General features: G+C 39.5%; 22 protein-coding genes and 1 pseudogene. 13 read left to right on the forward strand and 10 right to left on the reverse strand.

Annotated elements, in window-relative coordinates:
* Positions 1-124: 124 nt before the first annotated feature.
* Positions 125-1,042 (reverse strand): IS481-like element ISMac4 family transposase, encoded by a 918-nt coding sequence (locus MA_RS15395; protein ID WP_011021141.1) that lies wholly within the window; start codon positions 1,040-1,042, stop codon positions 125-127.
* Positions 1,043-1,317: 275 nt separating this feature from the next.
* Between MA_RS15395 and MA_RS15400 the strand changes: the two genes are divergently transcribed.
* On the forward strand, positions 1,318-1,905 hold the full coding sequence (locus tag MA_RS15400) for a serine hydrolase (RefSeq protein ID WP_157860271.1): 588 nt from the start codon (positions 1,318-1,320) through the stop codon (positions 1,903-1,905).
* A 173-nt stretch (positions 1,906-2,078) separates the two neighbouring features.
* On the opposite strand, the gene MA_RS15405 is transcribed toward MA_RS15400, so the two are convergent.
* From MA_RS15405 to MA_RS15430, 4 genes are all read right to left on the reverse strand, one after another.
* Positions 2,079-3,632 (reverse strand): IS1634-like element ISMac12 family transposase, encoded by a 1,554-nt coding sequence (locus tag MA_RS15405; protein WP_048065563.1) that lies wholly within the window; start codon positions 3,630-3,632, stop codon positions 2,079-2,081.
* Positions 3,633-3,730: 98 nt separating this feature from the next.
* Positions 3,731-5,257 carry a transposase gene (locus tag MA_RS28120; protein WP_011022887.1) on the reverse strand — a complete coding sequence of 509 codons (1,527 nt, stop codon included), beginning with the start codon at positions 5,255-5,257 and terminating at the stop codon, positions 3,731-3,733.
* A 1,523-nt stretch (positions 5,258-6,780) separates the two neighbouring features.
* Positions 6,781-6,954, reverse strand: a complete 174-nt coding sequence (locus MA_RS28845) for an NUDIX domain-containing protein (RefSeq protein ID WP_226990626.1) — start codon at positions 6,952-6,954, stop codon at positions 6,781-6,783.
* A gap of 431 nt (positions 6,955-7,385) precedes the next feature.
* Positions 7,386-7,853 (reverse strand): hypothetical protein, encoded by a 468-nt coding sequence (locus MA_RS15430; protein WP_011022888.1) that lies wholly within the window; start codon positions 7,851-7,853, stop codon positions 7,386-7,388.
* Positions 7,854-8,165: 312 nt separating this feature from the next.
* On the opposite strand from MA_RS15430, the gene MA_RS15435 reads away from it, so the two are divergent.
* Together MA_RS15435 and MA_RS25735 are read left to right on the forward strand one after the other, a co-directional pair.
* A complete protein-coding gene (locus MA_RS15435) occupies positions 8,166-9,359 on the forward strand; it encodes a hypothetical protein (protein WP_011022889.1) in 1,194 nt (397 codons plus the stop codon).
* Positions 9,360-9,473: 114 nt separating this feature from the next.
* A protein-coding gene (locus tag MA_RS25735; RefSeq protein ID WP_085984851.1) for an IS1 family transposase occupies positions 9,474-10,156 on the forward strand; the annotation gives its coding sequence in 2 pieces (ribosomal slippage) (positions 9,474-9,794 and positions 9,797-10,156; 681 coding nt in all).
* Here MA_RS25735 and MA_RS29825 read toward each other — a convergent pair.
* A complete protein-coding gene (locus MA_RS29825) occupies positions 10,153-10,653 on the reverse strand; it encodes a transposase (RefSeq protein WP_342636700.1) in 501 nt (166 codons plus the stop codon). The two genes, MA_RS25735 and MA_RS29825, sit on opposite strands and share 4 nt — an antisense overlap.
* A 713-nt stretch (positions 10,654-11,366) precedes the next feature.
* Between MA_RS29825 and MA_RS15455 the strand changes: the two genes are divergently transcribed.
* The 3 genes from MA_RS15455 (at position 11,367) to MA_RS15465 (ending at position 13,069) form a co-directional block, all read left to right on the forward strand.
* On the forward strand, positions 11,367-12,059 hold the full coding sequence (locus MA_RS15455; RefSeq protein ID WP_011022892.1) for a TetR/AcrR family transcriptional regulator: 693 nt from the start codon (positions 11,367-11,369) through the stop codon (positions 12,057-12,059).
* Positions 12,060-12,144: 85 nt separating this feature from the next.
* On the forward strand, positions 12,145-12,600 hold the full coding sequence (locus MA_RS15460) for a DUF3795 domain-containing protein (RefSeq protein ID WP_011022893.1): 456 nt from the start codon (positions 12,145-12,147) through the stop codon (positions 12,598-12,600).
* Between the two features lie 235 nt (positions 12,601-12,835).
* Complete coding sequence (locus MA_RS15465; protein WP_011022894.1) at positions 12,836-13,069, forward strand: MoaD/ThiS family protein; 234 nt, start codon at positions 12,836-12,838, stop codon at positions 13,067-13,069.
* Between the two features lie 233 nt (positions 13,070-13,302).
* Here MA_RS15465 and MA_RS15470 read toward each other — a convergent pair whose 3' ends face one another.
* On the reverse strand, positions 13,303-13,950 hold the full coding sequence (locus MA_RS15470) for a TetR/AcrR family transcriptional regulator (protein WP_048066429.1): 648 nt from the start codon (positions 13,948-13,950) through the stop codon (positions 13,303-13,305).
* Between the two features lie 206 nt (positions 13,951-14,156).
* Between MA_RS15470 and MA_RS15475 the strand changes: the two genes are divergently transcribed.
* Both MA_RS15475 and MA_RS15480 read left to right on the forward strand, forming a co-directional pair.
* Positions 14,157-15,101, forward strand: a complete 945-nt coding sequence (locus MA_RS15475; RefSeq protein WP_052279188.1) for a class I SAM-dependent methyltransferase — start codon at positions 14,157-14,159, stop codon at positions 15,099-15,101.
* A gap of 64 nt (positions 15,102-15,165) precedes the next feature.
* Positions 15,166-16,758, forward strand: a complete 1,593-nt coding sequence (locus MA_RS15480) for an amidohydrolase (protein ID WP_011022897.1) — start codon at positions 15,166-15,168, stop codon at positions 16,756-16,758.
* A gap of 62 nt (positions 16,759-16,820) precedes the next feature.
* Here the strand turns inward: MA_RS15480 and MA_RS15485 are convergent.
* Positions 16,821-17,195, reverse strand: a pseudogene (locus MA_RS15485) (transposase); the annotation flags it as partial.
* A 405-nt stretch (positions 17,196-17,600) separates the two neighbouring features.
* Here MA_RS15485 and MA_RS27285 point away from each other — a divergent pair.
* The 4 genes from MA_RS27285 to MA_RS28860 all read left to right on the forward strand — a co-directional run bounded on the left by MA_RS27285 (position 17,601) and on the right by MA_RS28860 (position 18,984).
* On the forward strand, positions 17,601-17,759 hold the full coding sequence (locus MA_RS27285) for a hypothetical protein (protein ID WP_157860273.1): 159 nt from the start codon (positions 17,601-17,603) through the stop codon (positions 17,757-17,759).
* A 327-nt stretch (positions 17,760-18,086) separates the two neighbouring features.
* A complete protein-coding gene (locus tag MA_RS28850) occupies positions 18,087-18,506 on the forward strand; it encodes a NosD domain-containing protein (RefSeq protein ID WP_011022900.1) in 420 nt (139 codons plus the stop codon).
* Positions 18,422-18,718 (forward strand): PGF-pre-PGF domain-containing protein, encoded by a 297-nt coding sequence (locus MA_RS28855; RefSeq protein WP_083755946.1) that lies wholly within the window; start codon positions 18,422-18,424, stop codon positions 18,716-18,718. The genes MA_RS28850 and MA_RS28855 overlap by 85 nt, the downstream gene beginning before the upstream one ends.
* A 74-nt stretch (positions 18,719-18,792) precedes the next feature.
* Positions 18,793-18,984: a PGF-CTERM sorting domain-containing protein gene (locus MA_RS28860; RefSeq protein WP_048065568.1), complete on the forward strand. Its 192-nt coding sequence runs from the start codon at positions 18,793-18,795 to the stop codon at positions 18,982-18,984.
* A 128-nt stretch (positions 18,985-19,112) separates the two neighbouring features.
* Here MA_RS28860 and MA_RS15500 read toward each other — a convergent pair whose 3' ends face one another.
* Together MA_RS15500 and MA_RS15505 are read right to left on the reverse strand one after the other, a co-directional pair.
* On the reverse strand, positions 19,113-19,862 hold the full coding sequence (locus tag MA_RS15500) for a DUF1670 domain-containing protein (protein ID WP_011020881.1): 750 nt from the start codon (positions 19,860-19,862) through the stop codon (positions 19,113-19,115).
* A complete protein-coding gene (locus MA_RS15505) occupies positions 19,850-20,680 on the reverse strand; it encodes a DUF1670 domain-containing protein (protein WP_052279173.1) in 831 nt (276 codons plus the stop codon). The genes MA_RS15500 and MA_RS15505 overlap by 13 nt, the downstream gene beginning before the upstream one ends.
* 477 nt (positions 20,681-21,157) lie before the next feature.
* Here MA_RS15505 and MA_RS15510 point away from each other — a divergent pair, with 477 nt between their 5' ends.
* Positions 21,158-23,323, forward strand: coding sequence for a right-handed parallel beta-helix repeat-containing protein (locus MA_RS15510; RefSeq protein WP_157860274.1), 2,166 nt, complete (start codon positions 21,158-21,160; stop codon positions 23,321-23,323).
* Positions 23,324-24,043: the final 720 nt, after the last annotated feature.

Here is a 24,043-nt window from a genome sequence, read left to right on the forward strand (position 1 = left end):
ACAAAAACTGCCATTACTGTTTCCGATTTCAAGTGAATAATATTTATATTAATTAAAAAAATTCTACAACTGTTTTGTCCTGAAATAATTTCGCTTTGAAACTTTTTTCCTCTTGTCCATGTTTTCACCACCCAAACAATCTCACTCCTATTCTGAACTTTGCCTCAACTGGTAATCTATTCCAGAATGCTTCCTGTGGCGATTCTAACTGTTCAAGTTTCAAAGCTCCATGTGGCCTCTTGTTATACCACTGTACGAATTCTTCAAATGATTCAAACTCTCCTCTAAACCTTTGATATGTATCGAACCATTTCTCTATTTTTCCGTTTGTCTGAGGATGTCTTACCCTTGCAAGTATTGGTTTGATTCCAAGTTCTTCAATGCATCTTTTAAAGTCACTATCCCATGAACCATCCTTATTAATCCTGTGAGCCCCGAATTCACTTCCATGATCCATAATGAGCTCTCTTAAAGGGTATATGTCCCAGTACTCTTTGACAAGTTCATCAATCACTTTAATGGTGTTCTCCGTGTTGCAATGAACGTACTCTCCACCTGCAATTATCATTCTTGATGAATCATCAAGAATGGCACAGACTTGCAGTCCTAACAGGGGATTCTCATGCCAATCGATGTGTGCAGCAGACATGCTGTGTTCGCGTTCGTATCTACACCATTTTCTTCTCTGTTTCTTTTTTCGGTTTTCCTTGGCAAGGTCCATGCTAAGTAGATAGTTATGGATTCTGTTATGAGATATCTTACGATTATATTTGCCTTCGATGAGAATCTCAAGGTAACAGGCTCCAAACTTATAATCAGAGTAAGTTTGGTCAATCAATTCCTTATCAGAGGAGGATAAGGGGTTCTTTGGTCTTCCAAGATTAATGCCAACTTGAGGAAGCTGACCAGTTTCAACGTATTCTTTGTAGATCTGCTGAACTCGACGGGCTGAGATCCCCTGGATCTCAGCTATCGTCGAGGTAGATTCACCTTTCGATTTTTGAGCAATGATCCAACGTATCTTTTTTCCATTAAGTTTCACAAAAGATAAGGGATTACAACCGACATATTTAGCGCGAAATAATTTCGGGATAAAACAAAAAATTCTTCGCTCAGTATTTGTTAAAGGTTGTTTTAAAGGTTGATGCCTAAAGAAACGAGATGGAGTGAGAATTTCATATTTTCGTTATTCTTGACCTGTTCCTGCGAATTATAAAGGACCGGAAACAATCCCTGAAACTGTTTTAATCCAGCTTTTAATAACTCAAAATGCTGAGGAATGATGAAAATATAACTTCTAAATTTGCGATAGCTTTTATGAATGAAGGAGAACTTGAAGGGAAAAAAGTGCTTTCACCTTCGCTTATCCGGGAACTTTCCACCCCCCGCACTCCGGTTCCTAGCGGCTATGATAATGGAAGTTATGGCTACGGGCTTTACCTTTACGAGCACCGCGGTGTGGATGTAGTGGGACACAAGGGAGGCCTGGAAGGGTTTACCTGCCAGTTTTTAATGGTACCGGAGCACCTTTTTGCAGTGATCGTCATGACCAATACCTACGGCTCCGAACTTCACGAAAGTATTGAACAAGCAATGGAACTCTTCTTGCCCCTGGATACGGAAACGCCGGCAGACAGGCCGGAAGATACAGAAACAGTCGCATCTTTCCCGATAAGCGAAGAAGAGATGGCCTCTTATGAGGGCAGCTATTTCAACACCCCGAACCTTTCCCTGGAACTTGTAGGAAAAGACGGCCAGATCTTCCTGAAACTGGGCGAACTTGAAACCCCTGTCAAAAAAGTCGGAGAGCATCGTTTCGCCACATATCACCCGCTTACGCAGCAGCCTGTGGAATTCGTGCTTGTGCCTGGAGAAGACGGAAAAACTGCCTACCTGTGCATATAGCACGCCGGGCCCTTAAAAAAGTTTAAAATCCGGAAAGGAGAAATAACTGAGCCTTTGCCAATTTCACTATTAATGCTTTAAAATCAAATTAAAAGCACTAAACTTCCTTTTTTTTAAAAAAATTGCTTTTACTTGCTCAGATATTCAACCTTCTAACCTGACTTCCCATCGAATTAGGCACATATTCCAAGCGCATCTAATATTTCTTTTTGCTTTTTTGTCCTTTCCATGACAATTTGTTCTCCTTCTGACAGAAGGAGAATTTTGTTCTTTTCAAGTTGCACGATCAAGCTTTCAACAGAGAACTTCTTGTTGAGTTTTGCCTCTTTCATTTCCTTCATCAGCTTCATTCTAATGATCAAAGAAACAAAGCAGATGAACAGATGCCCTTTTAAAGTGCTGTTTTTCTTGACATTTGCCGGTGGAACTTCTATGTAATTTTTAAGGAAATAAAATCCTTTCTCAACTATATCTTTGCTTCTGTAAAGTGAAAGGCACTCATCCCACTCCAGATTTCCCCTATACAGCAGGATGAATTTTCCCATCTTGTTTACTCGTTGTGACACTGCATTCTTCTTTACTTTAATTTCAAACTTATTGTCCTTGACTTTCCATGTCAAATAAGAAGCATATCTCTTTGCCAGACTAATAAACACCATTTTAAGATCCATCCAACGTCTTAAATCTACCTTTTCAAGCATCTCAAGCGTTGCATGCAGACCTTTGAAAAAACTATTTCTTTCCTGATGTTCTCGCTTTTGATCGTAATAGGCATAACCTTTTACGTTCAACTCTCCAACGTTAATGTCGACTTGCATCGTGAATATAGGTTCACCTTCGTAGACATTGAGATTTTGCGGGTCATATATCGTTTTGTGTATCTCGGACGTTTTTTCCTTCACACTTTTAATCGTTTGTGAAGGTGGGACTATGAAAGAAAGATCGTTGGACACAAGTGATTCTATGTTAGCTGTTGAAATGAAGCCTTTGTCCATGATTAAAGTATAATCATGGACTCCTTCCTCCTGAAGCTTCTTGATCGTGTTTTTTAATGTAGTTACATCCGATATGCTTCCTGGATACAGATCGTACATCACAGGAATCCCTTTTTCCTTATCCACGATCATCGAGAAATTTATTTGTGGCAAATCGAGATTATCTCTGTTATAACCGTACTCCAGCAGGCTAATCATCTGTGAATAGGTCGAAATGGAGGTGATGTCATAAATGAGAGTATTGGAAGTGCATACCTCTTTTATCAAGGACTTTGCAAAATCAATATGTACAGCACTATTTCCAATAGAGTCCAGAAGGTTTGAAATGGATTGAGAGGAAAGAGGTAGTTCAGGATGATCCTTAGAGAGAACAGTACCTTCATACCATTCTTCAATGTGATCATAAGCTAGCGGTTTTATTATGTGATTCATCGCAAGAGTTAAGATCGACCACGCTTGTTTTTCTGAGAAGCTTTTGCTAAGCAGCAGATCAAGTTTTAACTCTCCTATGATTTTTAAGAGGGGAAGGTACTCTCCATAGGAGAGTACCTTTTCAGGGATAGATATCAGTGGTTTCTTTTGAGAGCGAACTTTTATTGGTTGGTCGTTCACAAGTTTCCCAAGATACTTGCTTTTCTGTCGGATTTTCTTTTCTACAGGATCGTAATAAGGAGTGATCTCATAGAGGTATTCAATTCCTTTTATTACTTTGACTCTTGTAAATGGCTTCATTATGCGTAACAATTAGGCACATAAAAATATATACTTTTCGATAGATAGGGCACTGAAAATAAAGCAAAAAGAGGAGTTGTGCCTAAATTAGTGGGAAGTCAGGTTCTAAAAGCTCCTGGTGCTCTTATCAGATCATGTCTTCCAACTTTAAAAGCTGTAAGTGCCGTAAGTAATGCGGCAATATTGCTTATCGATACATAGATTTTAGCCCATTCACTTCCTCTGGTTGGTGTTTTTGATCTATTGTATCCAACAACATCGTTTGAATTTTTCCTTTCAACAGTGGTTCTTATATTGTACAATTTTCCAAGCAATTTATGATAAATTCTTGGGACGTATTGAGCTCTGAAGTGGTTCCCCTTTTCTGTTTTCAAGATATTTCCAACACTGTTCGCTCTTGCAGCTATGACTGGAATAACCCCTTTCTCAATTACTGTTTCATTGGAAAGATGACTATCAGGTCCTGCATCAGCGATCACAAAAAACGGTTTTTCTGTTGCTGATTTCATACATTGATTTATTGTATCCTGAAATATGGTGTTGTCATTTTTGCTAGCATTTACTGCATCCCAATAAACAGGTAAACCCCACCAGCTATCAACAATACATGTATCAGTGTATCCTGTTCCTGATAATACATTAAATTTACCTGTTTTCTTGACATAATGTCCAGCATCTGGATCGGAAAGCTGTCCAGTCTCTTTATTTTTCAAACCACTGCAATTACACTCAAAAAATCTTCGATCCCAAATCCAGATTTTGTCACCAATAAGGTTAAGATTTCTACATTCTTGGATCAGTAATTCTGCATATCTGTCCAGATAAGGATAAATTATTTTTAGGTTTCGTCGATAAGAAGAAAGAGTAATCTTTTCTCCGCTTTTGATTTTTAATTCATTCCTTAGAGCTTGGTTCTGGTTGTAATCTCTGATAAATGATTCAAGATTAGAATATCCAAGTTTGCATCTTGATAACTCTAGCTTGAAAATATTATTGAAAGATAATTCTTCAAGTTGAGGTTTATACACCATTGATACCTGAATGTCATTAAAATAAGAACCAAGCAAAGGGTTTAATTCAAAAATGTTCCTCAAATATCCTCTAAATTTTTTAAGATTTTGAAAAGCGAGTATTTGACTCAGAGGAAGAACATTCTCCATATAGTCCTTACTCTTCACAATTAAAGGTTTAACCTTGTAAGGGACATTAATTTTCCGTTTGAGGACATTTATCATGCCCTCAAAGAAATCAGACAGTACTCTTTGATACGTAGATATGACACAAAGTCTACTGTTTTCTGCTTTTTTCTTATTCTTTTTATCACTCTTCAGGAACATAATTTTAAATTTTGAATTTTTAAAAAGAAAATGGTCCTTGAAAGTGGTGATACATATCGTTTTTTCAAAAAAATTACCTATAAAGCTTGCAAGCGTTGACTGGTTAACGTGAACGGTAAGGATTCTGGAATTATCCTTTTTGTCTTCGAATTTTCTTCCAAATATCTTTTCATATTTTTTCCTGCCTTCAACACTCTTCAAGCTTACAACTATTGTTTTTGTAATCTCTAAAAAGTCACTCAACTGAAGCAAAAAATACTTATATCCCTTACCAACAATTTTTATCATGGATTATACCTTATTAAGGTTTATTTTTAGATTGGTACCTTAAAATAGGTTTAATTAGGTATAATCCTTATTATTTGATTTGAAATAGTATTTTAAAGACCAATAAATAATATTTCGATGAAATAATCTTTTTTTATTGTTATTTTAAAAAAAGAAGTAATTTAAAGAAAAATGGTAAAACCTCAGATAACTTTATTTCTCGTTTTGACATCCCCAAGGAGATGGAGGCCCTCCCAGATTGACCAAGATTCAAGAAGAATCTTTGATGAAACACTAGTACATCGATTCCATATATCCTCAATAAACCATGAATAAAAACAAGTGAACACAAATATTTTCAATTCGTGTTTATTCTTGTCCGCTTGTGGTTTTCTCATAGAAAAAACATTGACCAGTGCTGATTTCAAAGTCCAATTCTTCCCATAATTTGGAATCGATGTACTAGTATCGTGAAAAACCAAATGTTGAACATATATTTTAATGACTACCATCAGATGATATTGTTTTGATCTAAATTGATGATCCATAATTAAGTTTTCATGGTACTAGATGCTTACATATGACAGGCAGGAAGGTACAAACATCCCAACCCACCCTATAAGCCCCGCAAATCACCTGAGATTCAACCATATTTTAATGAACGGACATAAAACCGCAGTTTTGATTAGTGTTCATCTAGTGTTCATCATAATTAGGGTCATCACTCCTGTTTCCCAACAATGTGATTACAATTAGACCGACTAACCCGCCACCCAACATTGATATATACCACCAATGGCTGCGATTTTTATAGGTCAATACCCTCCACGCTGCTACCCAATACATAACCGCGAACCCGGACGTAATCAGGAGACCAATAAAAAACAATATTGCCGCAAACGATTCACTGATAGCCTCTACACAAAACATCGCCACGAGTGTTATTATCGTCACACCAATTGGTATAATAAATGCTTTAACAAGCATCTGATTTGGATTTTCTTTGTCATTATAGTTTATCATATTATCACCATACCCTGAAAACAGAATTTACGAAAATAAAAATTTAAAAATTTAACATTTATTTAGTTATTTTTTCAATGAGAAATAAAATAGCCGTTAACCTCATATCTTCTACCACATTTACAGACCCGTTCGTCGGTAAACGCCAGATACATCTCTTCATCACAATATTTGCACTTCATTCATTTAACCACCAATTAAAAATGAAACCTCATGTATATGATTTTTTTTGAAATGTGATATAATATATTACAATTTTTTTCTGAGTGATACAATCATATGAAATAAATTTAAAACTACAATGCATGTTACTTCATCTACGTTTTTTGAACAGTGAATTAAAAAGAAGGCTTATTAAGGTTTATTTCCCAGCTAAGAACGTTCAGAGTATTTACTAACCCCTATATATTACATAGATTCATTTCAAGAGCCCATATATGAACTATTTTTCTATTAGGTTGATTTAACTCCCCCAGATCAATAAATTCGCCGTCAGATTCAAGACCCGTCTCTTCTCTAAATTATCTTTTCGCCGAATCAATAGGGGATTCATGCTCTTCGGGCAACCCTTTGGGTGTCGACCACACACCATGGTCTTTTTTTGCCCAGATTGGACCACCGGGGTGAACCAGCATTACTTCGAGTCTCTCATCCCTGAACCTGAATAAAAGAATGCCATTGCTATATGTACTCATTTTTCTCCCCTCTCCAGAACATTTTGATCCGGCGTCATAATAAACTCGTGATACCTTCTTAATGAAGCAGAGTAGCCATTAAATGAGATCTGAAATAACCTTATTTTTACCTGTGTCTTACACTGTGTCTTACAATCAGAACTGCTCCTGGCACTGCTCCAAGCGTCCAGAATAAATTCATGAAAGGAATTCTTTTTGACTGGATCGTAGAACCGACTCCTTCCTGTTTGCCTGCTGTTTCTTTATTACCTGATGCTTTGGTATCGCCTGTGTTATTTGGTTTGATTTATTGTACTCAACAATTCTTCCAGAGTAACCGTTTCAGCAGGGGTTATAGCGTTCCCATCCTCGGTTAATGTATATTTACCGCAGTAAAAATCCGTAACTATGAAGTGTTCAGGACCAATATCCTTTGTATGCGGGTTAGTGTCTTATCTCAGAAAGAGCAAAACCTTTTCGCCGGTGCTGAAACTTGGATCAGCATCTGTAGTCATTCTGAAATCCCCAGCCGTCCCACCGGTGACTCTTACTATAAGCTCTCCAGACGATGACGGATTTTTCAGGTATTCATCAACACTTATCACAATGTCAGTGTAAATGATGTCGTCAGGATATTCAAATTTATTAAGTAATTTAAGTGGTTGTTTCCCGTCTGCTGTGTTCCACCTGGATAGAAGTATTTCTTTAACTGTACCAATTACAATAGTATCGAAGTGGTCTCTTAGCTCCTCATGGGTATACCATATGAAGTCTATATATATGTTAAGACCAAGGGGTTCATTGCTATTGTTTTCGAGTTTGGTACCGTAGTTTGAAGGATCGGACAAAGTTAAAGCATATAATATCAACAAAGAAAGAACCCCAACCAGAAAAATTCCATATTTTATAATTTTTCTCACGGTTAGCCTCCGATTTATGGAGTTAAAATCAGGTTTGGCTTAATACATTTAACAGAAATTAATAACTTATTGATAAATAGTTATAGGCTTTTTCTGGACAGATTCACAAAATGGCTTTTTTAATCTCCTTTTAAACTTCATAATTCTCCCTTTCTTTGATTGTTAGAGATTATGGTCAGAAAACTTATAAGAAATTAATAAAAATAAGTTTAACCAGTTCAAGAAATCGACTTTGCTGCTGATAAAGGCTGAGAGCCTCAATCAAGATCGTCGAATATAACCCAGAAGCGTATATATTTTTGGGGTGATAGAATGGTTAAGAATGCAGGATATAGAATGTTTCAGAAAAATGCAGGGTATAGAATGTTCCGGATACTTCTTATTTTAATTCTGTTTTCGCAGTTTTCGAATGTAGCCGTTGCAGCAGCACCTGCAGAACAATGGAACAGGTCTTTTGGCGGAGATGGTGAAGATAGCTCCTGGTGTGTTCGACAAACTTCAGACGATGGGTATATCGTTGCAGGGATAAGCTCCTCATACGGCAAAGGTACGAAAGGTTATCCGGATGCCTGGCTTATCAAGGTTGACGAAAAGGGGAATCCGCAGTGGAATAAAACTTTCGGAGGGACGTATTTTGATGAGGGATACTTTGCCAGCCAGACCTCGGATGGCGGTTATGTGTTATCAGGCTATACGTTTCCTTCCGGCTATGCTGAACCCTGGCTGGTCAGGACCGACAGTAATGGAAATGAGGTCTGGAACAAGGTCTCAGATGAAATCACTCACGAGGATTATCTCAAATATAAGGCTGAACGTGCCTCGGATTGGGGATACATAATTGTAGATACGGTTGAGTATGAGATTGAAAATAATTACGAAGTGATTGTTGAGAGCGATATTAGATTAACTAAATATGACATAAACGGAAACCAGCAGTGGAATAAGACTTTTGGTAAAAAGAATAGTTCTGAATTCTCAGGTTCTGCTAAGCAGATCCCTGACGGTGGATACGTAATTGCCGGCTCAATATATCAAAGTGAAACAAAAAACGATGATATCTGGCTTATCAAGACCGATGAATATGGTAAGGAGCAGTGGAATAAGACCTTTGGCGGACCGAGAGATGATGCTGCAATCTCGATTTCGATGACTTCAGACGATGGTTATGTGTTGACCGGAAGATATAATGATTCTTTTTCTTATGTTATAGATGGTTCTGCTTTCATACTTAAAACGGATAGCGAAGGTAATCAGGAGTGGATAAAAGTATTTCCAAATTGCACGCTCTATTCCGGTCAGCAGACTTCAGACGGCGGGTACATAGCCGCAGGCGTTAAAAATGAAAATGCCTGGTTGGTTAAACTGGAAGGTGATAGAGAAGGTGTTGACTATGGGAATGGGGAAGGTGTTGATTATAAGGATCTATCAGACAGCAGCTTCAGCCCGATAAAAAATCACGTCTATGATATTTTCCCATGGGTTTTTCCCATGAAACCACTTAAGTAAATAGGTTTTTGGCTCTGTAGAAATCCTTAATTTGATGCAAATTATTTCTATAACTTTTTTATTTGGTATTGGTAGTTAATTATAGTTATATATTATGAAAACCTATATTTTTGCATGAACTGCCCAAGATGCAAAAATTCCAATCACACAAAAAACGGTATAGTTTGTGGACGTCAACGTTACAAATGCCACGATTGTGGATATAACTATTCAGTCGAGCTAAAATCAACAGCTAGTTCTCCTTTAGTTAAGAGACAGGCTTTGCAACTTTATCTTGAGGGATTAGGATTTCGCTCAATAGGACGATTTTTAGGGGTAAGTCATGTTTCTGTCCAAAAATGGATAAAGAAATTTGGTCAGGAGATAGAGGAGCTAAAAAGCGAAAATGAGAAATCTATTGTTGAACTGGATGAGATGCACACTTACATCGGTAACAAAAAAAATATTGCTGGATCTGGATTGCTGTTGATAGAGTTGGGAAAAAGTTCATCAACTGCTCTTTTGGTAGCAGAGGAACGAAAACTGGACAACTACTCTGGGAAAAATTAAAGAAGAAAGAGATTGGAGAAGTGATGACTGATCCCTGGAGGGCATATGCAGAGTTTATTCCTGAAACTATTCATACTCAATCCAAAGCAGAAACGTATACAGTTGAAGGATATAACGGCATATTAAGACACTTTCTGGCAAGGTTGAGACGAAAGATAAAGTGTTATACGAAGAGTCTTGAAATGCTAAAGTACTCTGTTCTTCTATTGATGAAACACAGAAATAAAGAGTTATCTATATTTAATTAACAATACCTAATTTTTATTTCTTTGACATGATTAAAGAACCTTCTCGCCCTTAGTGCTTCTCCAAACTTCCTTTTGACAACAGAAAACGTTGTTTCCGCTATGTTCCGTTTATTGTATTTAATTTTATCAAATCTTAAATTCAATTGTTTTCTGTATTTTCCTTTGATTTTCTTTCTCTTTCTTACTCTTAAAGGTATGATTGAGTCTGCTTTGATTTCTTCCCTAATTAAGACATGAATTTTTTCAGAATCATATCCTTTATTCATCACATAACATTCAGATTTTCTTGACTTATTTGATTGTCCTATCAGAGCTTTTGCATGTTTGACATCATGATCTGTTTTCTGACTAATTTTCCATCCTAATACTACTTTTTTATCAATGTCTACTGATATTGAAGTTTTCAGGAAGCTCCTTCGAGCTTCCCTATTCTTCGAGAATGATAATGACTTGCATAAGAACTCGTAAATCCAGTTGCATCGATTGCTGTGATCGATTCATTTTCTCCAGTGAATAATATAGCTTTAGAGTTCTTGACAAAATTATGTTAAATAATGACGAAAGAATTCTGGATAGAAACTTTTGAAGAGTAGTGTAATGAGGAATCTTATCAATGTCAAATTTTTCCTTTATTAATGTTCATGAGGTCAATAAGTTCTACAAAATCACGATAATCTGTACTATATACTCTTTCAATAAAACAAGAACAAGAAGCTGATATTGAGTATAAACATGTTTGGAATATTTACAGGAGTAAAGGTTCAGTCTGGAAGACTGAACCATTTTAAGACTGAGATCAATAAAATTGATATACTCATTTGATGACAATAGCAATTGCTCCTCGTTTTTTGTGGGGACAAAAAATAAGGAACATTTTTACAATCTTATTTTTATATATTTTTGGGTGAAAATTGAATTATGTACAACCGATGCAATTAGCCTCCCAGCCTTTGATGTATTGGATTTGCATAATCGAGCTGAGAAATAGGATCCTATAAAGTATCGGTTGATACAAACAATCTTTTCTGGATTATATAGTGTGGCTTAATCTCGATATATGACTCGATTTCAGTGTGAAAATTGCCCATAAATTCGACAATCGAAACATTTATCATCATTTGACTCATAGTAAAAAATAGACCTTGAGTAAATTATATACTATCAGTAAATTTACGGGTATATCAATTTCAGATGAACAAAGTGATGTAAAATGGCACTGGCAGAAAGAAGACAGCGAGAAAGAGATCAGAGACGTGAAGATATCATTAATGCAGCTGAAAAACTTTTCTTTTCACGAGGTTACGATAACGTCTCAATGGACGAGATTGCAAGCGAAGTTGAGTTGAGTAAGCCTGCATTGTATTATTACTTCAAAGATAAAGAGTCGCTTTTTTTTGCTGTCGTTAACCGTGGAGTCAAAATCTTCCGTGATATTACCACGGAGGAATTGAAAAACTCGCAGACCAGTGGTCTCAAGGTCGGAGCAATAAACCTGGCAACAGCCCGGTTTAATCAGGAATATCCCGACTATGCTAAAGCCCATGTTCATTTCTGGTCAGGAAGATTTGATCTGTCGAATGACAAAGATTTGAGTCCTGATGCAAAAGAGATCATTGAGTTCTCCTGTGAGAACTACAGGATAATACATTCCATAATAAAAAACGGGATCGAGGATGGGACCTTTAGATCAGATGCAAATCCACTCTTGACGGCTGTCTTAATTGGCTTGATCAGCATAGGTATTCCGCACATGAGTCCCTCTATAAAAACGTTCATGGAAACTCATGGGATTACTGCGCAACAATTCAATCTGGAAGTTGCAGATCTTGCGTACCGCATGGTCATGCATATCCAAGAGGGGGATGAAAATATCCGTTCCAGAAAGTCAGGTTCCGATATATGATATGGGATAGCATAGTCGAAGCAATGACTGCTTCAGGACTCAGATGATCGAATACGAGAACACTAAGGTATAGGAAGGTAACTTTATGGGTTTGGAAGAATTGAAAGAATTGAAAGAATTGACCGCACCATGCGGTCTGGACTGCTTTAATTGTCCTTTTTATCTGGCAAATGATAACGAAGAGCTCCGAAAACAAATACAGGCTGGGGCTTTATCAGGCGGATATACCCTGTCAGAGGGAGAAGCTGTTTGTAAAGGATGTAGAAGGGAAAACGGCCTCATCCCTATTCGTCGTACGCATGAGCTGGGACTGTGCAAAGTATATAAGTGCATCAGTCTCAAAGACATTGAGTCGTGTGCCGACTGTTCGGATTTTCCTTGCGACAACCTTCATCCTTGGGCAGACCTTGCATCGGTGGTCCCGCATAACACAAAGGTGTATAATCTGGCGCTGATAAGGAAGATGGGCCTGGAGAAATGGGCTCAAGAGAAAGCAAAGTCTGTCAGGGAGACATACTTCAATCATAAGTTCGACATTTAGAGTTATAGAAATTTGATACCTAATTCAGTGTTTTTCTGCTAAACTGCATATGGGCATATGAAAGAAATTGTAGAATTCATCCCAAAACCAATTTTATTTCCACATCAATAAGAGTTTCAGAACGATTTTCCCAATAAGAAGATAGGTTGATCGTTTCAAATTCGAGATTTAGGGACGTACTTCTGAGTTTTGGGATGAGCGCGTAGATTAAATTCCGGTAAGCGGCGGTGATTGGGTGAGTAAAAAAGTACATGTACGAATCCAGGCTGGAGCTCTCTGTGGGGCCATGGAAGAGATTTCTGAGCAGACCGTAGAAATCGGTGAGAACCTTACCTACGAAAATCTGCTCGATATATTGGGAATAAATGATGGAACTGTAATCGTATTAAACGAAGGTAATGCTGTTCCCCTTGACGGGATAATAAGTTCCGACAAACTTACAGTCATGAGAGTTGTTTCAGGGGGCTGACCTCCATAAAAGGCAGAATCCCTTTTTTCTTGGCTTTTTTTACGTTCTCTTCACACACTTGAAATATGTATAAATAAACGTCCTTTCCTCCACTGCTGCCCTTCAGTCGCTCGGTTTTCCTATCAAACTTCCGGCTCTATTTTTTCATCTGGATAGCATAGCAAGCAGGGAGAAACTCTTAAGTTTGGAGTTCCGAAAGGAATGATCGAAACTTTTCTTGCTGAATATTACATTTATGCTTCCGGTGCAGTATTGCAATCCTCAAACCATTTACAATCTCTCGGGCACTCTGCCTGTTCTCCCTTTCCCGTCATTCCGAATAAATTCCGGAGTATCTCGATCCAGCGAGAACGGACTTCTTCCCAATCAACGCCCAGAAGAATAAGAACCCGCATTCCGTTGAACATCGACACAATAGCGACTGCGAGGGTACGCGGATCTGCCCCGGACGGAATAAGGCCTTTCCGCTGCTGTTCTGCAATTTCAAGGGCTGGCTGATCAAGCCCGCGCTTCATGCCTTCGACCGACCTTTTCTGGACTTCAGGTTTGCGTACTGTCATCCCGAGAATTTCAAAGTATAATGCATGTATTTTAATATCAGGTGACATAATTTGATCGAAGGTTTCTATCCACGAATCAACCGGGCATAAATCCGAGTTCCGGGTTGTTTTTATATCACGATACTGCGTCTGGAGGTAATTTGCACTTTCTATAACCAGCTCATCCTTATTTTTAAAATAACGGTAGAGTGCGGGTTTGCTGACATCAAGGCGGCGGGCAATATCTTCCATCGTAGTGTTACAGTATCCTTTCTCATACATTACCTCCAGCCCTGCTTCAACAATTCTTTTTTTTGCTTCTTCCCTGTACTCAGGAAGCATTTTTGACAACACAATCACCTTCTCAAACTTTAGTGTTAACTCATATATAACTTACTAATGGAATACTAAAGTTACCAATAAGTAACTTTAACTACTATCAAGTATTATTGATACTATAGCCGGCTAACTATGATGAAAAAAGTTAGAAAAAATTGGGAAAATCAGGATCAGGAAAACAGAATCAAGTTCAGAGAGGATGAAATTTTATGGAAAAACCGGAAAACACGGAAAACATGGAAAACAAAAATTTTGAAACTGGCGAGAAGAAAAAAAGATCAAGTATTACAGCCGAGAATGTAGCTTTCGTTAGAGCTCTCGAATCTTGCAAACCAGAAGGCGAAAGTATCTGTTATGACCCGTATGCCTCCCGATTTCTTAGCCAGCAATATTTGATGTTTATGGAATTGGCAGCTCGTGACCCTTCCAGAATCCCGTTTCCCGGAGTACACAATTCGCTTTCGGCAAGAGTCAGATATTTTGATGATTTTGTAAAAAGATCTATTGACGAAGGGCTTGAGCAGCTGGTAATCCTGGGTGCAGGGTACGATACCCGGGCATACAGGATCGAAGGACTGAAGGATAAGGTTAGAGTTTTTGAGATAGACCACCCTGAAACTCAAAGCGTGAAAATGGGAAAGATAAAAGATATTTTCGGCTCTCTCCCGGATCATGTCGAATATGTTTCAGTTGATTTCGAGACCGAAGACTTCGGTCAGCGGTTGCTGGAACACGGATACGGAAGGTCACGTAAGACTGTCTTCATCATGGAAGGGCTCATCTACTACCTCCCGCCGAAAGCAGTTGATGAGATGCTGGCCTTTATCGCAAAAAATTCGGGCACCGGGAGCGCTATTATCTTTGATTATGTCCACGAATCCAGTATCGATAGAACGGACGGAATATGCGGCGTGCAGTGTACGGCATGTGATCAGCAGGCAATAAAGAGTGCCGCAAGCGACATGGCACAGCAGGGAGAGCCTTATAAGTTCGGCATTAAGGAAGGAATGATTGAGGCATTCATAACCAAACGCGGATTTTCCCGGGTTTGCAATGTAACCAGTGAGGATTATAAAAAAGCCTACTTCCGGGGAATCAATGAAAAACGGCCAGTATGCTGTTTATCGTATTTTGTCCATGCGATGGTTGAGTAAGATCCTATCAGCTGTTGCCAGGGACCAGTAAACAATAAAAAATGAAACTTTTAGGAGATTAATTATGGAAAACACTGTTGATGCAAAAAAAGATTCAACTATTGCATTCACGGGTGGCCGGATACTCACTATGGACTCTGAGCAAAAATACGCAGAGGCCGTAGTCATTAGAGGGGACCGCATTGCCGCAGTTGGTGGCACGTATATCCTGAAATCTTTTCCCGATGCAGAAATTCGTGACCTCAAAAACCGTTATTTACTTCCTGCTTTCATTGATTCCCATAACCACCTGTCCTCATTCGGTTGCTTTTTCCCTACCTGGGCGAACCTGATAGGTTTAACGGAAAAAGAAGCCATACTGAAGGCCATTCGGAGGCAGGTCCGAAAAGAACCGGGAACAGGATGGATTGTCGGCTTCGGCTGGTTCGATGCCAGAATGGGTGGAGCCGACCTGACAAAAAAAGATCTGGACGAGGTTAGCTCCGACAGGCCGGTTCTTCTCATCCAGACTACATTCCATCAAAGCGTAGTAAATACCCGGGCACTGGGGCTTCTGGGCATCAATCAATCGACTCCTGATCCACGCTGCGGGATTATTTTTCGGGAAAGTGACGGGACGCCGACAGGAGTGCTTGTAGAGTATGCCCAGGCTCCGGTGTTCAAACTGGTGATGGAAGCTGACACGGAAACACTTGCAGACCTCATCGAGGCACGTGCTAAAGAGCTTCTCCAATTTGGCATCACTGCCATTCACGACCCTGGCGCCACCCCGGCTGCAGAGGCGGCATACAGGCAGCTCCACGCCGAAGGACGGCTTCCTGTCTCGGTGCTGATGATGCCTCATGGAGAGACCCTTCTTGATAATCGGCTGAGAGATCGGCTTCAAGGACAGGTCACCGGGACAGGAGACGAAAGGCTGCGTGTGGGCCCTATCAAATTATTCGCTGACGGAGCAACAGCGGAAACAGTAGCCTTTTCTCTAAAAATCGGAGGGCAGACCATAAACAGTGGATGCTACAGAGATGATTTTGAGGAGATGCTCTTTGCAGCGACAGAAAAGGGATTCCGGGTATGCGTCCACTCATTTGGGAACGCAACAACCGATGCAGTGCTTACGGCATTTGAGAATGCCGCTCTTCGAGCCCCAGCCGGATTTGAAATGAGACCCCGCCTGGAACACGTGACCCTCATAAACGCGTTGCAGATCAGACGCCTTGCTTCCATGGGCGGATGTGCATGCATTCAGCCTCAGTTTCTGTCCCGGGCGCAAAATACAAAGCAGGTTATGTTAGAAGATGGAAAGTGGTACGCCTACGGTGACCTTGTAAAGGGTGGAGTAATTGTAGCTTCCAGCAGTGATGATCCCGGGGGATTTATGGATGCTCGTGACCCGATTAAGGGCTCTGTGATGGGATCAACTATGAGCGACGGAGAAGGCAATGTCATCTTCCCGGATCAGGTGCTTCCTTTTGAGCAGTGGCTCTGGATGTACACTGCCGGTGGTGCTTACGCCGGTGGGCAGGAAAAAGAGCGTGGCATACTGAAAAAAGGTATGGTCGCGGATCTTGTAATCCTCGAGGGCAGCCTTGACTCAAAAAATCCTACTGTTGTCGCTGAAACCTGGGCAGCAGGTAAGCAGGTATATACGAAAGAGTAAATCCGGCCCGGAATCCTGGAAGTTATGAATATGAGAGAAAAATAAAAAGGCTTTTCGCTATTTCATGTGGGTAACTCAAATTCAAGTTTCCCTAATTTTAGATAGATCATATTAATAAAATATTGTACGTTTTTAAATCCTCTTGCATTTCTTTTTTGCAACTGTACTATACTGTTAATTCCTTCGAGTATTCCATTATTTATCTTTGAATCAAAATAGTTCAGTATTCCATTCCAATGCTTTTTAACAGTATTTGCTGCTTCAGTTATTGGAGTTAATCTGTTATGAGTTGCCCAGAAATACCATTTTTTGAGATATTGTGTAGCTTCTTTCCTATTTTTTGAATCCCAAAACTCTTGAAGACTTAACTTTACATTATATGCTCTTACCGTTTTCAGGTTTTGACTCTTAAGAGCTAGAAACCTTTCTTGGCTTTTCGCTGTTTCGAGTGGGTAACTTACATTCATCTCTAAAATGTCGAAGCAGCATATCTAAAATTTAGAAACATTTATGGTTGAAAATCACATTCAAGATCGATGTTTCTCGTTTTGGCCTAGCTACTTTCTAACTGAGTAATTATTTTCAATCCACACAAAATAGCGAAGAGCCAATAAAAAGAATCGAAAATAAAAAGAATCAAAAATAAAAAGAATCGAAAATAAAAAGAGTCGAAAAAACTAAGGAATTGAGCTTATTCCGGGGCAAGGGATCTTACCCTCAATATTTTAATCATTTCTTTAAGAAACCCATTAAAAAACTGCAGAAATTTAGCTTTACTGAAAAAAGAAGCCAGAATCCATGCTGCTCTTGCAATTTAGAGAAAGTAAATTCAAGGAAAATTTATGAAGCAAGTGGAGTCTCCAGATCCAAAGTGTACAATGATCTCAAGGATCAGGAATGAATTTATGCTTTCTCTTGACGAGATTGTCTGTGAAATCCTTACTTTAAGCCCTGAAGATGAAGCAGTTACTTCCAAAGGTACCGTGAATATGAAATTTTGAGATATCGTAAATATTCAGGTAGCTTTTCAAAGGCTGTAATTTCTTCCTCTTTCCAGGAAGGAAAATCTCCATTTTTCCCGATTTTTTATACTATTTCCAAGACCGTTTTTGCACAGCGATGTCCATTTATTAGCAAGCGGTCTCCATCAAGATCGAAATATTTGTACTGTCAATTACATAAATAACATATAATATATAAAAATTTAGTAGAGATTTCATCTGAAATAAAATTAAACTTCATGTACTGCTGGTTAAATTTAGTTTTAAGGAGACCTGAAAAAATGGCATTACTACCTAAAAAACTCAGTTACAATTTTTAACACTTACGTGTTTTCTTTTTCTTGTTTTAAGCGGAACAGCAGCAAAACTTCAGGGGAAAGTATAGTTGGAGGTCCTTATATCGGAGGCAACTACTGGTCAAACCCCAGCGGGACAGGCTTTTCCGAAAACTGTACGGACGTTGACAAAGACGGAATTGCAGACTCCACCTATGAAATCAAAAACGGAACCTTTGACTACCTGCCACTAACGGAGATTCCGGCCACAACAACCACAACGACCACAACCAAACACAAAAGTTCTGCTAACTATGCCCGTCCAGTGGTAGTTCCGGAGTCACAGGCGTTGACAGTGCACGGAAAAGGGTTACTGCAGGAACCCAGATCAGCTTTAGCTTCAATAATCCTGTTTCCGGCATACTGGGAATCAGTTTCACTCCACTTCAGTACTTCGGAAATGTCATCATAAGGATTGAAACTCATGATAATGGAAGTTCCGAAGCTGGTCTTGACGGAGAAATCTACCAGCAGATGAATATTCTTGTAGGAAACGAAAGGTTTGAAAGTGAAAGCAACATCAACGGAGCATCCCTTAACTTCAGGGTATCAAAGAGCTGGATCGAAGAAAACGATGTCGACGTATCCACAATAACGATAAACAGGTACCATGACGATGAATGAAATGCGCTTCTTACGGAAATGACCGGAGAAGATGATGAGTACTACGATTTCACTGCAGAAACTCCTGGCTTCTCTTGATATGCGGTTACGGGGATAAACTCAGCACTGAAATAATCACTCCTTCCGAAGAGAAAGAAAACAGGACAGTCACCGGAGATGAGCAAACAACTGACGGTGATGAGAAAGCACCAGGATTTGAAAGTGCCTTTGCGGTTCTTGGGGTCCTTGCTTCGGTATTTTTTGCAAACAAGAGAATCATGAAATAAGTAGTCCGAAACATAAAGAGATTAACAATTTGGAAAAGCAGAGAAGCACTTTACATTCCCTTCTTTTTTCTAAACCCCCATTTGACCGATAGGCACTCACACTTGCCGTAGTTTGTTTCGCCCATCACTCATTCCTCCTCATTTAAAATTCTTATGTATTCTTCTACTAGGGATTTTCCCATTCCCAGAATTTGTGCAATTTCCTCACTTTTCATCGTTTTGCTAAGCTTTTCTACCTTCTTGTATGCTTTAATGTACCTATCACACGCTTCCTGCGTGTGATTTGTCATTCTTGCAATATCCGGTGTTTGATATCCTTTTATGTACAAGTTTAGTATAATCCTCTTGTGAGTGACTGCTCTACCAATATCATGTATGATTCCTCTTGTTGGCAATATCTCGCCTGTTCTTTGCATATACTCCTTTGCCTGTTTGCTTACCGTACCCGTGGAAACATTTAGCAGATATGCCATATCAGAATGTGTTAGCAGTGCTTCCTGTTCATATGCCTCTTTAAATATCCTAACCACTTTTGTTTCCATTATTTCTCTATCTGAATACCCTTCCTTCTTCATCTCCAGGTCATCTTTGGAAATCAAGGTCAAAACAATTGGTGTTAATGGTGTTTTCTTACTGTTTTTACCATAATTCGGCTTCTCTGAAGCCTTTGCTCCATACCACAAAATCTGTCCAACTTCTAGTTTCCATGGCTCTCTATAAGATTTCCTCACCACTTCCACGAGATCATTGGCAAACATTTCCTGAATTTTGTCACCTGCAATAAACTGGTAATCATTTTGTATCAGATCCAGAACTGAACCTTTCAGGGAGCTTGTTACCTTTGTTTCAATCATTGAAGGTACTTTCATCTTCTCCATCTCCCCGAACTGTTTTTTGGACCTGTTTCCGTGTTCATTCTGCTGATCTCTTTTTTTCCAAAAATGCTATGAAGCTGGTCTAAACGTTCCTGATATTCCTCGGTAGAATAAGTCTCAATCAGCTCTTTGTATTCCTGAATTGTTTTTTCAGAAAGCCCTGTTATGATCCTGAGTTCTTCATCTTCGAATCCCTCTTCAGTCAGCACCAGTATTCTTGCAAAATCCTTTACATAACGCATTATGGCTTCGCCACTATGTTGGGTCTTTCTCTCGATCTCAGTATATTCGTACCCTTTAAGATATAGCTCCAGAATCCGTTTTTTGTGGCTTACTCCGGGACCTATATCCTTCCATTTTCCTCTGGTTGGAACCAGTTCTCCATTCTCTTCCAGCGCTTCTATATGTCGTGAAATTGTCTTTGTACTCTCTCCCAGAAGAATTGCGATGTCAGCCTGGGTGAGCAAAGCGCCCTGAGTGTGTGCTTCATTACTTATGCGCATGATCCGTTTATCCAGCAGCTCTCGCTGGTTCTTAACTTTGCAGTCTTCAGGGTCGTAGATAGTGATAATGACAGAAACCAGATTCATCTCATTAACTGGTACGCCAGGAGGAACGTCTTTGGAAACTCCATGGAAGATAATCTGGCCTTCTTTGCGCTGACTGCTGAAATATAGGTCAATGTAAGAAATGAAGAGCTCAGACAGAGATCTGCAAACAGCACGAGGAAAGGAATAATCCTGCATCAGTTCATTGTAAAGTTGAGTCTGTAATTGGCGATTAAAAGTTGAGAGATATTCTTTTGGGATTTTCAAGACCATTAGTGCCACCAACAATGTTTTGGTGACAAGAGTAGATAAACAATCGGTCAGAAGGGGGTATTTTCCATTATTTTACGTACACTTTTTAACTGTTTTGTTTTTTAGCTGTCTTTTTTTATCCTGAAAGGTCATTTTTTAATCGTGGAAAAAAATTTTTAGTCATCTTAGTGTTTTAAAATTAAGGAATTTTGAAGCTTTGAACCCTGCCCTATATGACAAGTTTTTAAGTTTGATCAGCCTTACACATCCACGCTCATCTATTTGCAAGCAGGATTTTTCATACTCACATTATTTATACAATAAATGCAGATATAATGCGCAATCTGTAAAAATTCAGTACATGTTTTATCTGAAATAAAATTAAACTTAGCTTGCAAAGGACATAATTCATGTGAGAGGTGACATTAATAAATGAACATATTTGCTAAAAAATGTTATTTGCGATTATTTACGATTACTATCTTTATAGCTCTTGTTTTGAATGGAATAGTAGCCATCGGATCGGCAGCTCCCACGCTTATATATCCATCTGCAGATGAATATGTAACCCTGGATGCCAGCAACTCCTTAACTTTTAATTGGACAGAAGTTGATGGTGCCACAAATTACCATCTTGAAGTGTCCAGGTATTCTGACTTCCATACCTTAACAAGGGACAGGACGACCACGAATACTTACTATTATGTGGCTGTAGAACAGAATGCCACCTATTATTGGAGAGTGAGCGCATACGTGAACGGGAACTGGGAAAACCCCAGTAGCTACGGCGTATTCTACACATTTGAGGAACCAGAACCGCTAGTTCCCACGCTAATATATCCATCTGCTGATGAATATGTAACTCTGGATGCCAGTAACTCCTTAACTTTTAATTGGACAGAAGTTGATGGTGCCACAAATTACCATCTTGAAGTGTCCAGGTATCCTGACTTCCATACATTAACGAGGGATAGGACAACCACGAATACTTACTATTATGTGGCTGTAGAACAGAATGCTACATATTATTGGAGAGTGAGTGCATACGTGAACGGGGACTGGGAAGAACCCTGTAACTACAGCGTATTCTACACATTTGAGGAACCAGAACCGCCAGCTCCCACGCTAATATATCCATCTGCTGATGAATATGTAACCCTGGATGCCAGTAACTCCTTAACTTTTAATTGGACAGAAGTTGAAGATGCCACAAATTACCATCTTGAAGTGTCCAGGTATTCTGACTTCCATACCTTAACAAGGGATAGGACAACCACGAATACTTACTATTATGTGGCTGTAGAACAGAATGCCACCTATTATTGGAGAGTGAGCGCATACGTGAACGGGGACTGGGAAGAACCCTGTAACTACAGCGTATTCTACACATTTGAGGAAACAGAACCAGGGACAGGAAACTTAACTTATTTGACAATAGGACCGTCCGGATGTAACTATACGGTTGACGGTGATGATGATCAGGTGCAGATTAATCAAGCACTCGCTGCAGTAGATGCACTCGGTGGAGGTACGGTTGAGCTTGTAGGTCCTTTTACTTATGATATTACGGAAACTATTCTCATTGGAGATAATACTAGACTGATCAGTACTACGGGTGCAGTCATTAGGTTGAATGATGATTGTATGTGGAACTCCATGGTGCCTGTGATTGGTCAGTTGGATGGTACTTATACAGCAACCCATGACGTAGAGATCTGTGGCCTGGAATTCGATTGTAATGAAGCAAACCTTACACACCTTGGAACTTACGACAGCAATAACCTCGAAAGAAAATGGGGTAAGGGTTTCTACAATGCAATCTATATCAGAGGAGGGACTTCAGAAGCAAACTTTGCATACAACATCTCAATCCATGATAACCACTTCTATGATGGCATGGGAGATTCGGCAAGAATTTTCAATGCAAGAAACTTCACATACTATGCAAACGAAGCGGAGAATATGCAGCATGCTACCGTCTACTGTGCTCAGGTCTTAGGAGCAGACATCTATGATAATGAGATCGAGCATATTACCAATGCGGGTATAAGGTTCGACAACTCAGAAGATGCAATTATCCACGACAACATCCTAAGAGACTACACAGGCACAACCAGTGCACCCAAGTATGGTAGTGAAGGTATTCAGATCGGTAATCAGGATGCCATCAGCCGACTGACCAACAATATCACCATCTACGACAACGATATCCAAGGCGGACTTGATGCTATCCAGCTGATGGATGCATTAGGCACAGCTGGAACAACTGCCCAGACAGTCCTCATCTACAACAACACAATCCACGATAGTGGGATATGTACCTGGGCAAAGTACAATGGTGCTATCTCAGTCTGGAATTGGGGCAATGGATTAACCATCTACCACAACCAGATCAATGACTCCTACGGAGCAGGTATCCTGGTCTACAACGCTTACTCAGGTTGTACAATGGACGTGTACGAGAACAACATAGTAGGCGTCTACGACACACTTGCTACCAACCCAACATACCGGTTAGGTGTTACTGGGTATGGTATTCTCAACTACATAGGATCTGCCTACATGGATGTAAATGCCACCAGTAACTACATAACAGGATGTAGCACAGGAGCATACTACGGAGTGACTCCAACTTCCACGGCATCCGAACCTAATGTCTGGTGAGAGGAAGAATGAAGGTACTGATGAGGCATACTTCACCTTTGATGTTACCTCAGGAGCGGCACCTTTAACAGTCAACTCTACAGATGCGTCAACTAATGCCACTGTCTATGAATGGACTATAGTGCGAGAAGGTGCCGACTTTATAGGAATCTCCTATGAACAGAACCCGACATATATATCGGTGAAGCAGGTAACTATACAGTCACACCTGATACAGACACCGACTCTTATAGTATAACTACAACAGTAACCGAGCCATGAGAAGAAAAGTTCAATGTGGATATTACCATCGAGGACGATGAGCTGGTTATCCGTATAGGCGGATTTACTTTATCTGAGCTTTCAGTCCTTAATGGCGTATTCTGATCATCCCATTCTCGGTAGGTTGAATAGGTGATTAAATTTGGGAGCAATAACTTCTTTGCTCTCTTCTCTTTTTTCCAAGCTTTGATCTAACAGTTCAAATTCTAGTTTTACCGAAACTATTGTCTAGACAGCAACTGTTAAGGAGGAGCTTACCTGGGAGGCAACTACTGGGCAAACCCCAACGGGAAAGGCTTTTCCGAAAACTGTACGGATGCTTATAAGGACGGAATTGTAGACTCTTCATATGAAATCAAAAATGGGACCTTTGATTATTTGCCCCTTACAATTGTCCCCACTTCCACAACCAAACATAACAGCTCTATCAGCTACTTTCCATCGAGTGTAAGTTCCGAA

It is taken from the genome of Methanosarcina acetivorans C2A (assembly GCF_000007345.1).
GTDB classification, from domain to species: Archaea; Halobacteriota; Methanosarcinia; order Methanosarcinales; family Methanosarcinaceae; genus Methanosarcina; species Methanosarcina acetivorans.

Excerpts from the sequence above, each read along its gene's own strand:
- MA_RS15460 (WP_011022893.1), top strand. The coding sequence starts at position 12,145 with ATGGGTTTGGAAGAATTGAAAGAATTGAAAGAATTGACCGCACCATGC.
- MA_RS15400 (WP_157860271.1), top strand. The coding sequence starts at position 1,318 with ATGAATGAAGGAGAACTTGAAGGGAAAAAAGTGCTTTCACCTTCGCTT.
- MA_RS15500 (WP_011020881.1), bottom strand. The coding sequence starts at position 19,862 with ATGGAGAAGATGAAAGTACCTTCAATGATTGAAACAAAGGTAACAAGC.
- MA_RS15405 (WP_048065563.1), bottom strand. The coding sequence starts at position 3,632 with ATGAAGCCATTTACAAGAGTCAAAGTAATAAAAGGAATTGAATACCTC.
- MA_RS15455 (WP_011022892.1), top strand. The coding sequence starts at position 11,367 with ATGGCACTGGCAGAAAGAAGACAGCGAGAAAGAGATCAGAGACGTGAA.
- MA_RS15435 (WP_011022889.1), top strand. The coding sequence starts at position 8,166 with ATGGTTAAGAATGCAGGATATAGAATGTTTCAGAAAAATGCAGGGTAT.
- MA_RS15470 (WP_048066429.1), bottom strand. The coding sequence starts at position 13,950 with ATGCTTCCTGAGTACAGGGAAGAAGCAAAAAAAAGAATTGTTGAAGCA.
- MA_RS15475 (WP_052279188.1), top strand. The coding sequence starts at position 14,157 with ATGGAAAAACCGGAAAACACGGAAAACATGGAAAACAAAAATTTTGAA.
- MA_RS15505 (WP_052279173.1), bottom strand. The coding sequence starts at position 20,680 with ATGGTCTTGAAAATCCCAAAAGAATATCTCTCAACTTTTAATCGCCAA.
- MA_RS28845 (WP_226990626.1), bottom strand. The coding sequence starts at position 6,954 with ATGAGTACATATAGCAATGGCATTCTTTTATTCAGGTTCAGGGATGAG.
- MA_RS27285 (WP_157860273.1), top strand. The coding sequence starts at position 17,601 with ATGAAGCAAGTGGAGTCTCCAGATCCAAAGTGTACAATGATCTCAAGG.
- MA_RS15480 (WP_011022897.1), top strand. The coding sequence starts at position 15,166 with ATGGAAAACACTGTTGATGCAAAAAAAGATTCAACTATTGCATTCACG.
- MA_RS28120 (WP_011022887.1), bottom strand. The coding sequence starts at position 5,257 with ATGATAAAAATTGTTGGTAAGGGATATAAGTATTTTTTGCTTCAGTTG.